Raw genomic sequence first — 12,920 nt, 5'->3', positions numbered from 1 at the left:
TCCTGCCGCGTTATTTCAGCAGCTTATCCAGTTGATTGATGTCGTCGTTATTGTGCAAATGCGAAACCGTCCAGCCATTCTGATCGTATTCGGAGAGGCAGCGATCGACCATTGCCATCATCTTATCCATATTGCCGGAGCTCTGGGCCTGACGCAGGCACTGCAGACGAATTTCATCCTGGCTGCCCGAGTAGTTAATCTCGTACAGCTCATGGCGACCGCCAAACTCGCTGCCGATGGCATCCCACATCAATTTAAGAATTTTGATACGTTCAACATGGTCCATTCCGTTAGAGCCGCGTACGTATTTCGCCAGGTACTGGTCGATTTGCGGATTATTCAGATCGCGGGCGCTGGAAGGCAGGTAAATCAGGCCGCTGGTAACGTTACGTTCAATAATATTTTTAATTTTCGCGTAGGCCATTGGGGCCATCACACGATAGGTTTGCAGCGCGGCGTGGTCCGGTAGCCAGGCGCCGTTTACCCACGGGGTTGCTTCAGAACACATAGAATCGCTCAATGCCCAGAACATATTGCGCCAGGCCACGACTTCGCCGAGATCGGCCTGCACGCCCCGGAACTCTACGGTACCCGTACATTCGAGCGATTTTTTCAGCAGCGCGGTAATGAAATCAAGTTTAACCGCCAGACGAACACAGGCTTGCAGTGGATACATACGGGCAAAGCCGCCTTCCATCGTCCAGCGACGGCAACGATCGAAATCACGGTAAATCAACACGTTTTCCCACGGGATCAACACCTTGTCCATCACCAGAATGGCATCGTTTTCATCAAAGCGGCTGGAGAGTGGATAATCAAACGGCGAGCCCGTCGCGCCCGCGACCATTTCATACGAGGCGCGCGAAATAAGTTTTACGCCTTCGGCATCCATTGGCGCGACAAACATCAGAGCGAAATCCGGGTTTTCGCCCATCACCTGGGCTGAGCCGAAACCAATCATGTTGTAGTGAGTCAGGGCGGAGTTAGTGGCGACGACTTTCGCCCCGCTGACAATAATCCCGGCGTCCGTCTCTTTCTCCAGCTTGATATAGACGTCTTTCACTTCGTCGGCAGGTTTGTGGCGGTCAATGGGCGGGTTGACGATAGCATGGTTAAAGTACAGGCCGGTCTCCTGAATGCGGGTGTACCAGTTGCGGGCGTTCTGCTCAAACTGGCCGTAGAAGGCTGGGTTAGCGCCCAGAGCGCAGCCAAAGGCGGCTTTGTAATCCGGTGTGCGTCCCATCCAGCCGTAACTCAGGCGTGACCACTCGGCGATAGCATCACGCTGTTGGCGCAGATCGTCAGCGCTTTTCGCCACGCGGAAAAATTTATGCGTATAACCGCCGCTGCCGGTATCAGTATTCCAGCACAGGGTATCTTGCATCGACGGTTTATGTAATGCGTCATACAGTTGTGCGACAGAGGCTGCGGCATTGCGGAATGCCGGATGTGTCGTAACATCTTTAACGCGTTCGCCGTAAATATAAATTTCCCGCCCGTCCTGCAGGCTTTTTAAATACTCTTCGCCCGTTAACGGACGCTTGTTATCAGTACGAAAATCTTCAGGTTTCATTGCGGCCTCTTCCTCGTTAATCGGAATGTTTTGTTAATAATATGTTTCTTATTTGTTGTTTAATTGAATAGGCAGAAGCGTAAACTGTGAAGAGACTTTCAGGACAACGGCGGGTACTTTTCAGATGAACGTCGAAGAAGAAGAGTAAAATGCGATCGCCGTCAACGTTGTAAGCGGGAGGGGATTCCCTTGTCGGCGGCGTGGGAAGGTAAGAATACTATGCTTCCGCTTCGCTATCAGGATGCTGGCGCCCCAGAGCAATAAGATCGTCCAGCAGCAGCATCAATTGCTGTGTTTTTTCGGGCGTGAAATCGGCCTCAATTTTTCGATAAGCCTCTTCTACCTGGCTCCGGGCACGGGCGTACAGCGTTTGTCCCTGCTCCGTCAACATGACATATAACTTACGCTGATCGTTAACCGGCTTGAGTCGCAACACCAGTCCGTCTCGCTCCATGCGCGTCAATATTCCGGTCAGACTTGGACGCAAAATACAGGTACGAAAGGCCAGCTCGTGAAAATCCATAGAGGGGCTATCGGCCAGGATTCGCACAATGCGCCATTGCTGGTCGGTCAGATTGTGGCTTTTAACGATGGGGCGGAAATAGGTCATTGCCGCTTCGCGCGCCTGAAGCAAGGCGATGGTTAATGAATCATGCATAAGCGTTTCTCTTTTGCAGAATTATTAATACCTGAATAATCGTGTTTACCGATGTGAGCTATGAAATCTGTTTTATGCCCAAAGTTTAACAGAAACAAGGGGTTTTATTTAACTCTTTGATATGTATATATTTAATAATAAATTTGTGAAAATATTGTTAATCACATCACAAATACTTTACTTCAGCTTGCTAAATGTACAGCGAAAGCATAAATCTAATCATTAATATATTAATGAAATCACAGCCCGTTAAATCGGCCTGAGGAGTTTATGTATGAAGGGTACTGTTTTCGCCGTTGCGTTAAACCATCGCAGCCAGCTTGATGCCTGGCGAGAGGCTTTCTCTCAGCCTCCCTATAATGCGCCGCCTAAAACCGCAGTGTGGTTCATCAAGCCGCGTAATACGGTGATTCGTCACGGCGAACCCATTCCTTATCCGCAGGGAGAAAAGGTACTGAGCGGCGCGACAGTGGCGCTCATTGTGGGGAAAACCGCCAGCCGGATACGCCCTGAAGTGGCGGCGGACTATATCGCCGGGTATGCGCTGGCTAACGAGGTCAGCCTGCCGGAAGAGAGCTTTTATCGCCCGGCGATTAAAGCGAAATGTCGCGATGGCTTTTGCCCGCTGGGTGAAATGGCGCCGCTGAGTGATGTGGATAACCTCACCATTATCACTGAAATCAACGGACGAGAAGCGGACCACTGGAATACTGCTGATTTACAGCGTAGCGCCGCACAACTGCTTAGCGCGTTAAGTGAGTTCGCTACGCTTAACCCTGGCGATGCGATCTTACTCGGTACGCCGCAGAATCGCGTTGCGCTGCGTCCCGGCGATCGGGTGCGTATTCTGGCGAAAGGTTTACCCGCTCTGGAAAATCCGGTTGTCGCAGAAGATGAATTCGCCCGCCACCAGACGTTTACGTGGCCGCTGTCAGCGACGGGAACGTTATTTGCGTTGGGGTTGAACTACGCCGATCACGCCAGCGAGCTGGCATTTACGCCGCCGAAAGAGCCGCTGGTATTTATCAAAGCGCCAAACACCTTTACCGAACATAACCAAACGTCGGTGCGCCCGAACAACGTCGAATATATGCACTATGAAGCCGAACTGGTCGTGGTGATTGGCAAAACGGCGCGTAAGGTGAGCGAAGCCGAAGCCATGGAGTATGTGGCCGGTTACACCGTCTGTAACGACTACGCGATCCGCGACTATCTGGAAAACTACTACCGTCCGAATCTGCGGGTAAAAAGCCGCGACGGCCTGACGCCGATAGGCCCGTGGATTGTGGATAAAGAGGCGGTTTCTGATCCGCATAACCTGACGTTACGCACCTTTGTTAACGGTGAGCTGCGCCAGGAAGGGACGACCGCCGATCTGATCTTCAGCATCCCATTCCTGATTTCTTATCTGAGCGAATTTATGACGTTGCAACCGGGCGACATGATTGCCACCGGTACGCCGAAAGGGTTGTCCGATGTGGTGCCGGGGGATGAAGTTGTCGTGGAAGTAGAAGGCGTGGGTCGCCTGGTTAACCGAATCGTCAGTGAGGAGAGCGCAAAATGAAGAAAATAAATCATTGGATTAACGGCAAAAACGTTGCAGGTAACGACTACTTCCAGACCACTAACCCGGCGACCGGTGACGTGCTGGCGGAAGTGGCCTCCGGCGGTGAAGCAGAAGTGAACCAGGCTGTCGCGGCGGCCAAAGAGGCGTTCCCGAAATGGGCCAATCTGCCGATGAAAGAGCGCGCGCGTCTGATGCGTCGTCTGGGTGACCTGATTGACCAGCATGTGCCGGAAATCGCGGCGATGGAAACCGCCGACACCGGTCTGCCTATTCACCAGACTAAAAACGTGCTGATCCCGCGCGCCTCGCATAACTTCGAATTCTTCGCCGAAGTGTGCCAGCAGATGAACGGCAAGACCTATCCGGTTGACGATAAAATGCTCAATTATACGCTGGTGCAGCCCGTCGGCGTCTGCGCGCTGGTGTCGCCGTGGAACGTGCCGTTTATGACCGCGACCTGGAAAGTCGCGCCGTGCCTGGCGCTGGGTAACACCGCGGTGCTCAAAATGTCCGAGCTGTCGCCGCTGACTGCCGACAGGCTGGGCGAGCTGGCGCTGGAGGCGGGAATTCCGGCAGGGGTGCTGAACGTGGTGCAGGGCTACGGCGCGACGGCGGGCGATGCGCTGGTACGCCACCATGACGTGCGTGCGGTGTCGTTTACCGGCGGTACCGCCACCGGTCGCAATATCATGAAAAATGCCGGCCTGAAAAAATACTCGATGGAGTTGGGCGGTAAATCGCCGGTGCTGATTTTTGAAGATGCCGACATTGAGCGCGCGCTGGACGCCGCGCTGTTCACCATCTTCTCGATCAACGGCGAACGCTGCACCGCCGGGTCGCGCATCTTTATCCAGCAGAGCATTTACCCTGAGTTCGTGAAGCGCTTTGCCGAACGCGCGAATCGCCTGCGTGTCGGCGATCCGACCGACCCGAACACCCAGGTCGGCGCGCTGATTAGCCAACAGCACTGGGAAAAAGTCTCTGGCTATATTCGCCTCGGCATTGAAGAGGGCGCAACGCTGCTGGCGGGCGGTGCGGAAAAACCCACTGACCTGCCTGCGCATCTGAAAGGCGGTAACTTCCTGCGCCCAACCGTGCTGGCCGATGTCGACAACCGTATGCGCGTCGCGCAGGAAGAGATCTTTGGGCCAGTCGCCTGTCTGCTGCCATTCAAAGACGAAGCGGAAGGGTTACGTTTGGCGAACGACGTCGAATACGGTCTGGCCTCTTATATCTGGACCCAGGACGTGAGCAAAGTGTTGCGCCTGGCGCGTGGGATTGAAGCCGGCATGGTCTTCGTTAACACCCAGAACGTCCGCGACCTGCGCCAGCCGTTCGGCGGCGTGAAAGCCTCCGGTACCGGGCGCGAAGGCGGCGAATATAGCTTCGAAGTGTTTGCGGAAATGAAAAACGTCTGCATCTCAATGGGCGACCATCCTATCCCAAAATGGGGAGTTTGATATGGGCAAGTTAGCGTTAGCAGCAAAAATTACCCACGTGCCGTCGATGTATCTTTCTGAACTGCCGGGAAAAAATCACGGTTGTCGTCAGGCAGCCATTGATGGGCATATTGAAATTGGCAAGCGTTGCCGCGAAATGGGCGTTGACACCATTATCGTATTCGACACCCACTGGCTGGTGAATAGCGCTTACCACATTAATTGTGCCGACCATTTCCAGGGCGTCTATACCAGCAACGAATTGCCGCACTTTATTCGCGACATGACCTATGACTATGACGGCAATCCGGAGCTCGGCCACCTGATCGCCGACGAGGCAGTCAAACTGGGCGTGCGCGCTAAAGCGCATAACATCCCAAGCCTGAAGCTGGAGTATGGCACGCTGGTGCCGATGCGCTACATGAACAGCGACAAGCACTTCAAAGTGGTCTCCATCTCGGCGTTCTGCACTGTGCATGATTTTGCCGACAGCCGCAGACTGGGCGAAGCCATTCTCAAGGCGATTGAGAAATATGACGGTACCGTAGCGGTATTCGCCAGTGGTTCTCTGTCGCACCGTTTTATTGACGACCAACGGGCGGAAGAGGGGATGAACAGCTATACCCGCGAGTTTGATCATCAGATGGACGAGCGCGTGGTCAAGCTGTGGCGCGAGGGCAAATTCAAGGAGTTTTGCACCATGTTGCCGGAGTACGCCGACTACTGCTACGGCGAAGGCAACATGCACGACACGGTCATGCTGCTGGGAATGCTGGGTTGGGACAAATACGACGGCAAGGTGGAGTTCATCACCGACCTGTTCGCCAGCTCCGGTACCGGCCAGGTAAACGCTGTTTTCCCGCTGCCTGCGTAAGGGGTGTTTATGCCGCACTTTATTGCTGAATGTACTGAAAATATTCGCGAGCAGGCTGATTTACCCGGCCTGTTCAGCAAGGTAAACGAGGCGCTGGCCGCCAGCGGGATTTTCCCCATCGGCGGTATCCGCAGTCGCGCCCACTGGCTGGATACCTGGCAGATGGCTGACGGTAAGCATGATTACGCGTTTGTGCATATGACGCTGAAAATCGGCGCCGGGCGCAGCCTGGAGAGCCGTCAGGAAGTCGGCGAAATGCTGTTTGGGCTGATTAAAGCCCACTTCGCCGACCTGATGGAGAACCGCTATCTGGCGCTGTCGTTTGAGATTGCCGAGTTACATCCGACGCTCAATTACAAACAAAACAACGTACACGCGTTATTTAAATAGCACACTCTTTCGCCCGGTGGCGCTGCGCTTACCGGGCCTACAAAAAAAACGATGCACGAAGCAATACCGAACCGTAGGTCGGGTAAGACGCACCGCGTCGCCACCCGGCGCAGCAGCACCGAATGAGGTAACAGGAAGCAACTATGCTCGATAAACAGACCCATACCCTGATCGCTCAGCGACTTAATCAGGCTGAAAAACAGCGTGAACAGATTCGCGCAGTGTCGCTGGATTATCCCAACATCACTATTGAAGATGCCTATGCCGTACAGCGCGAATGGGTCAATATCAAGATTGCCGAAGGGCGCACGCTCAAAGGCCACAAAATCGGCCTGACCTCAAAAGCGATGCAGGCCAGCTCGCAAATCAGCGAACCGGATTACGGCGCGCTGCTTGACGATATGTTCTTCCATGACGGCGGCGATATCCCCACCGACCGTTTTATCGTCCCGCGTATTGAAGTGGAGCTGGCGTTTGTGCTGGCGAAACCGCTGCGCGGCCCTCACTGCACGCTGTTCGACGTCTACAACGCCACGGATTATGTGATTCCGGCGCTGGAACTGATTGACGCCCGCAGCCACAACATCGACCCGGAAACCCAGCGTCCGCGCAAAGTGTTCGACACCATTTCCGACAACGCCGCCAACGCCGGGGTGATCCTCGGTGGTCGCCCCATCAAACCAGACGAGCTGGATCTGCGCTGGATCTCCGCGCTGCTCTATCGCAACGGCGTGATCGAAGAAACCGGCGTCGCCGCAGGCGTGCTGAATCATCCGGCCAACGGCGTGGCGTGGCTGGCGAACAAGCTTGCCCCCTACGATGTCCAGCTTGAAGCCGGGCAGATCATCCTCGGCGGCTCGTTCACCCGCCCGGTGCCGGCGCGCAAGGGCGACACCTTCCATGTCGATTACGGCAACATGGGCGCGATCAGTTGCCGGTTTGTGTAAGGAAAAAACGATGAAAAATGCTTTCAAAGACGCGTTAAAAGCGGGGCGTCCGCAAATCGGTTTGTGGCTGGGGCTTGCCAACAGTTACAGCGCTGAACTGTTAGCGGGCGCCGGCTTCGACTGGCTACTGATTGACGGTGAACACGCGCCAAACAACGTGCAGACGGTGTTGACCCAGTTGCAGGCGATTGCGCCTTATCCCAGCCAGCCGGTGGTGCGTCCGTCATGGAACGATCCGGTACAGATTAAGCAACTGCTCGACGTCGGCGCGCAAACGCTGCTGATACCGATGGTGCAGAATGCCGATGAAGCGCGAAACGCCGTGGCGGCTACGCGTTATCCGCCTGCCGGTATTCGCGGCGTGGGCAGCGCGCTGGCGCGGGCATCGCGCTGGAACCGCATTCCGGACTATCTCCACCAGGCCAACGACGCCATGTGCGTACTGGTGCAGATTGAAACGCGTGAGGCGATGAGCAATCTGGCGTCAATTCTCGACGTGGATGGCATTGACGGCGTGTTTATCGGCCCGGCGGACCTCAGCGCCGATATGGGCTTTGCCGGCAATCCGCAGCACCCGGAAGTGCAGGCGGCGATTGAGAACGCCATCGTGCAGATACGCGCGGTGGGGAAAGCGCCGGGGATTCTGATGGCCAATGAAGCACTGGCGAAACGTTATCTGGAACTGGGGGCGCTATTTGTCGCCGTCGGCGTTGACACCACGCTGCTGGCGCGCGGCGCGGAGGCGCTGGCGGCGCGCTTTGGCGCAGAAAAAAAACTGTCCGGTGCGTCCGGCGTCTATTAAGCCTGGCCCGGTAAGCGTAGCGCTACCGGGCAACCGTAGTACCCTACAAAAATTCCCATCAGAGGAAAAAAAATGAGCGACACATCATCTGCACTTCCGGAAAGCCCCGAGTCTGTCCGTTCGCACAACGCGCTCAGCACGGGTCAACAAACCGTCATAAATAAACTGTTCCGCCGACTGATCGTATTTTTATTCGTGTTGTTTATCTTCTCGTTCTTAGACCGTATCAACATCGGTTTTGCCGGGTTGACGATGGGGCAGGATCTGGGGTTAAGCGCCACCATGTTTGGCCTTGCCACGACGCTGTTTTACGCCACCTACGTCATTTTCGGCATTCCCAGCAACGTGATGTTGAGCATCGTCGGCGCCCGCCGCTGGATTGCGACCATTATGGTGCTATGGGGCATTGCATCTACCGCTACGATGTTCGCGGTGGGACCGAAAAGCCTGTATGTGCTGCGAATGCTGGTGGGCATTACCGAAGCGGGCTTTTTGCCAGGAATATTGCTCTATTTAACCTACTGGTTCCCGGCATTTTTCCGCGCCCGCGCCAACGCATTATTTATGATTGCCATGCCGGCCACTACCGCGTTGGGGTCGATTGTCTCCGGCTATATTTTATCGCTGGACGGCATATTCAATCTGCATGGATGGCAGTGGTTATTCCTGCTGGAGGGATTTCCGTCAGTTTTGTTAGGCATTATGGTGTGGTTTTACCTGGATGATACCCCGGCAAAAGCCAAATGGCTGACGGCAGAGGATAAAAAATGTTTGCAGGAGATGATGGATAATGACCGCCTGACGCTGGTTCAGCCGGAGGGGGCCATCAGCCATAACGCCATGCAGCAGCGTAGTCTGTGGCGCGAAGTATTCACGCCAATTGTACTGATGTATACGCTGGCCTATTTTTGCCTTACCAATACGCTTAGCGCCATTAGTATCTGGACGCCGCAAATCCTGAAAAGTTTTAATGAAGGCAGCAGCAATATCACCATCGGCCTGCTGGCGGCGATCCCGCAGATTTGTACTATTCTGGGCATGATTTACTGGAGCCGCCATTCGGACAAACATCAGGAGCGTAAACATCACACGGCGTTGCCGTTCCTGTTTGCCGCCGCGGGCTGGCTGCTGGCGTCGGCGACCGACCATAACCTGATCCAGCTCGTGGGGATCGTGATGGCATCCACGGGTTCCTTTAGCGCGATGGCGATCTTCTGGACCACGCCGGATCAGTCGATCAGTTTACGCGCCAGGGCGATAGGCATTGCGGTCATCAATGCCACCGGCAATATTGGCTCCGCGCTTAGCCCGTTTATGATTGGCTGGCTAAAAGATATCACCGGTAGCTTCAATAGCGGACTCTGGTTTGTCGCTTCTCTGTTAGTCGTCGGCGCCGCCATTATCTGGTTCATTCCCATGAAAGCATCGCGTCCGCGCGCCACCCCTTGAGGAGAAACTATGTGCCAACGTGCGATCGCCAATATTGATATCAGCAAAGAGTATGACGAAAGCATGGGCAGTAACGATGTGCATTATCAGTCGTTTGCTCGTATGGCGGATTTCTTTGGTCGTGATATGCAGGCGCATCGCCACGACCAGTTTTTTCAAATGCACTTTCTTGATACCGGGCAGATTGAGCTACAGCTCGACGATCATCGCTATTCGGTGCAGGCGCCGCTATTTGTGCTTACGCCGCCCTCGGTGCCGCATGCTTTTATTACCGAATCGGATAGCGATGGTCATGTTCTGACGGTACGCGAAGAGCTGGTTTGGCCGCTGCTGGAGGTGCTTTATCCCGGCACCAGAGAGGCCTTCGGCCTGCCGGGAATCTGTCTGTCGCTGGCGGATAAACCCAACGAGCTGGCGGCGCTCAAACATTACTGGCAGCTAATTGAGCGGGAGTCCACGGAACAACTGGCTGGCTGCGAACATACCCTGGTGCTACTGGCGCAGGCGGTATTTACCTTGCTGTTGCGTAATGCGAAGCTGGACGATCACGCCGCAACCGGGATGCGCGGTGAACTGAAACTCTTTCAGCGCTTTACCCTGTTAATTGACAACCACTTCCATCAGCACTGGACGGTGCCCGATTATGCCTGCGAGCTGCATATTACCGAATCTCGTTTGACCGATATTTGCCGACGTTTTGCTAATCGCCCGCCTAAACGCCTGATTTTTGATCGGCAATTACGCGAGGCGAAACGACTGCTGCTTTTTTCCGACAATGCTGTCAACGAGATCGCCTGGCAATTAGGTTTTAAAGATCCGGCTTATTTCGCCCGTTTCTTTAATCGCCTTGCTGGCTGTTCTCCTTCGCAGTTTCGCCAACGTGAAGTTCCCTCTTTTCTCAACTAAGAAGAGTAAAAACATGATGAAAAAAAGCGTCGCTATGCTGGCGGTTTGTATGCTGGCGCAAAGCCACCTTGCCATTGCTGCCGGTGCTCCTGCGCCTCAAGAGATCAACATTGTTTTACTGGGCACCAAAGGCGGGCCTTCTTTGCTCAATACAGCCAGACTACCGCAAGCGACGGCGCTCACTATCGGCGATAAAATATGGCTGATAGATGCCGGCTACGGCGCCAGTCTGCAACTGGTGAAAAACGGCATTCCACTGCGCAACATCAATACTATTTTGCTCACCCATCTGCACAGCGACCACATACTGGATTATCCTTCCTTGCTGATGAATGCCTGGGCAAGTGGTCTGAAAGACCATACCATACAGGTTTATGGCCCGCCGGGAACCCAGGCGATGACGAAGGCTAGCTGGAAGGTCTTTGACAGGGATATCACGCTACGCATGGAGGAAGAGGGGAAACCCGATCCGCGCAACCTGGTTAAGGCGACCGATATTGGCCAGGGCGTCATCTATAAAGATGAACTGGTCACAATAAGCGCGCTAAAAGTGCCTCATTCCCCTTTCCCGGACGGTGAAGCGTTTGCTTACCGTTTTGATACCCAGAGTAAGCGAATCGTCTTCTCTGGCGATACGTCCTGGTTTCCGCCGCTTGCAACGTTTGCCCAAGGGGCGGATATCCTGGTACATGAGGCGGTACATGTCCCTTCGGTAGCAAAACTGGCTAATAGTATTGGCAACGGAAAAACGCTGGCTGAAGCGATTGCGTCGCATCACACCACGATTGAAGATGTCGGTAAGATTGCTCGCGAGGCCCACGTGAAAAAACTGGTGTTAAGTCATCTGGTGCCTGCGACGGTTGCGGATGACGTCTGGCAACAGGAAGCCATGAAAAATTACCCGGGCCCTGTCATTGTCGGTCATGACAATATGACGATAAGCGTACCGTAAGTATCAGGGCAGGGGTAAACCCACGGGCTGGCATGATGTCAGCCCGTTATGCTTTTGGCGATCAGCATGACGCGCAGAGCTTTTGTCTAAAACATTATTTTTTCTAAACACTACTTGCTGATTTTTATGCACAATAAAGGTAAGATAATTGCTCTGGTGAAATATTACTAAATAAGAATGTCACGGATGGAATTTATACAGTGTTAAAAGCAATGCGTTTCTTTGTCTGCCGGCCATCAGTAATATCCTCTGTACCGGCTCCTCGTTGCCAAAGTGAAGGTTAGATTAAACGAATCAAAAAATATCCGAACTGTACAATTTTTATATCAAACATATTTAACTGCAAAATACTGCAAACGTGCGCGAATACACTTAATCAGTAGTATGGCTAATGCATACTTTATTTCCTAAACTTTCTTATTATCTATTTGAATATTTCTGGTTAAACCAAATGGACAAACGGATACCAGACACTCGAAAGGATAACTGCAGGCTTCTGGTTTAGGATTGCAGTTACCAGGACAGTGGCTATTTTCTTTAAGCGATTTCCATAGAACAGGATTAAACCTGGTAACGTTGTAAACAGTAACGGGATAAAGTTTATCGTTTATTAAGACCCCCTTATTAAAGGGGATGATAATGCTACCTGGAGGCATGTAAACATCTGCCTGATACCATAAGGTCAATCTAAGATTTTTTAGGCTATGTATGCATGAGAACGACACTCCGGTAGAGGGACTTATAACTGTATCAACGACCTTCCATTCCATTACAGAAACCTTTTAAGTGAAATAGTCAATGGTGTAAATTACATTTTCCGCAAGCCTATTCAGGATAGATGAAAATCTGAGAAACATAACTCGTTGAAAACGATCGTTTTTTATTGACCACTCTATTTATATTGATTTTTTAATAAGTTATTTATTTTATGCTCTTATTTTGTTTACATTCTATTACATTTTTGTATTTTAGGCGTGGTGTAAATATTGGGCGGTAGTGGATGTTATAACGCTCAATTATTAAACTGTAAGTGACTGTTGTATTTCTTATTTATAAATACCGCAACCTGTAAGCGCAGCGGTACATTTTACCCGGCATTGACAGGGAGAAGGTACGTATCAACCAGAGAGTACAAAACAGTGAAAGAATATATTCTTCAGGCAATAAATGATCGCTAACGTGTAAAAATAACCGACGTATCTAAAAAATGTGAACGTGTGGCTGGTCTTTATTTAAACGATGATCTTCGCAATGGCGCATTAATGGCTGACATTGGCGGTTCGTTGATCGGGTTGTGCGCGGTGAAAGGCTATATTTCTTCCGTTGGGGGAAGTATGTCAGAGGCATTCTGGTATTATACCGG

Annotated in this window: 12 protein-coding genes; 9 read left to right on the top strand and 3 right to left on the bottom strand. The window is 52.7% G+C overall.

All coding sequences use genetic code 11. The features are described from left to right. Window positions 1-10 precede the first annotated feature (10 nt). The gene (gene hpaB, locus K8W53_RS14010) at window positions 11-1,573 is read right to left on the bottom strand and encodes a 4-hydroxyphenylacetate 3-monooxygenase, oxygenase component (protein ID WP_000801496.1); all 1,563 of its coding nucleotides are present in this window, start codon (window positions 1,571-1,573) and stop codon (window positions 11-13) included. A 217-nt stretch (window positions 1,574-1,790) separates the two neighbouring features. Next, the gene (hpaR, locus tag K8W53_RS14005; RefSeq protein ID WP_000543922.1) at window positions 1,791-2,231 is read right to left on the bottom strand and encodes a homoprotocatechuate degradation operon regulator HpaR; all 441 of its coding nucleotides are present in this window, start codon (window positions 2,229-2,231) and stop codon (window positions 1,791-1,793) included. A 274-nt stretch (window positions 2,232-2,505) separates the two neighbouring features. Between hpaR and hpaG the strand changes: the two genes are divergently transcribed. From hpaG to K8W53_RS13960, 9 genes are all read left to right on the top strand, one after another. Further along, on the top strand, window positions 2,506-3,795 hold the full coding sequence (gene hpaG / locus K8W53_RS14000; protein ID WP_023205594.1) for a 4-hydroxyphenylacetate degradation bifunctional isomerase/decarboxylase: 1,290 nt from the start codon (window positions 2,506-2,508) through the stop codon (window positions 3,793-3,795). Then, window positions 3,792-5,258, top strand: coding sequence for a 5-carboxymethyl-2-hydroxymuconate semialdehyde dehydrogenase (hpaE, locus tag K8W53_RS13995; protein WP_000723524.1), 1,467 nt, complete (start codon window positions 3,792-3,794; stop codon window positions 5,256-5,258). The genes hpaG and hpaE overlap by 4 nt, the downstream gene beginning before the upstream one ends. A 1-nt stretch (window position 5,259) precedes the next feature. Beyond that, the gene (hpaD, locus tag K8W53_RS13990; RefSeq protein WP_000516978.1) at window positions 5,260-6,111 is read left to right on the top strand and encodes a 3,4-dihydroxyphenylacetate 2,3-dioxygenase; all 852 of its coding nucleotides are present in this window, start codon (window positions 5,260-5,262) and stop codon (window positions 6,109-6,111) included. A 9-nt stretch (window positions 6,112-6,120) separates the two neighbouring features. Next, complete coding sequence (locus K8W53_RS13985; RefSeq protein WP_001119849.1) at window positions 6,121-6,501, top strand: 5-carboxymethyl-2-hydroxymuconate Delta-isomerase; 381 nt, start codon at window positions 6,121-6,123, stop codon at window positions 6,499-6,501. A 143-nt stretch (window positions 6,502-6,644) separates the two neighbouring features. Beyond that, window positions 6,645-7,448, top strand: coding sequence for a 2-oxo-hept-4-ene-1,7-dioate hydratase (gene hpaH, locus K8W53_RS13980; RefSeq protein WP_000884795.1), 804 nt, complete (start codon window positions 6,645-6,647; stop codon window positions 7,446-7,448). A gap of 10 nt (window positions 7,449-7,458) precedes the next feature. Continuing rightward, entirely contained in the window at window positions 7,459-8,250 is a 792-nt protein-coding gene (gene hpaI, locus K8W53_RS13975) for a 4-hydroxy-2-oxoheptanedioate aldolase (protein ID WP_052939330.1), read from the top strand. A gap of 72 nt (window positions 8,251-8,322) precedes the next feature. After that, complete coding sequence (hpaX, locus tag K8W53_RS13970; protein ID WP_023224371.1) at window positions 8,323-9,699, top strand: 4-hydroxyphenylacetate permease; 1,377 nt, start codon at window positions 8,323-8,325, stop codon at window positions 9,697-9,699. 9 nt (window positions 9,700-9,708) lie between these two features. Next, window positions 9,709-10,605, top strand: coding sequence for a 4-hydroxyphenylacetate catabolism regulatory protein HpaA (hpaA, locus tag K8W53_RS13965; RefSeq protein WP_000336602.1), 897 nt, complete (start codon window positions 9,709-9,711; stop codon window positions 10,603-10,605). Between the two features lie 13 nt (window positions 10,606-10,618). Beyond that, window positions 10,619-11,557, top strand: a complete 939-nt coding sequence (locus tag K8W53_RS13960) for an MBL fold metallo-hydrolase (protein ID WP_023224372.1) — start codon at window positions 10,619-10,621, stop codon at window positions 11,555-11,557. Between the two features lie 407 nt (window positions 11,558-11,964). On the opposite strand, the gene K8W53_RS13955 is transcribed toward K8W53_RS13960, so the two are convergent. Further along, window positions 11,965-12,327 carry an anti-adapter protein IraM gene (locus K8W53_RS13955; protein ID WP_001537781.1) on the bottom strand — a complete coding sequence of 121 codons (363 nt, stop codon included), beginning with the start codon at window positions 12,325-12,327 and terminating at the stop codon, window positions 11,965-11,967. Window positions 12,328-12,920 lie beyond the last annotated feature (593 nt).

Origin of the sequence: Salmonella sp. A29-2 (assembly GCF_020150755.1) — a bacterium.
GTDB classification, from domain to species: Bacteria; Pseudomonadota; Gammaproteobacteria; order Enterobacterales; family Enterobacteriaceae; genus Salmonella; species Salmonella enterica.
Note: the sequence above shows the minus strand (reverse complement) of the source record. Positions and strands in the feature narration are given on the sequence as shown.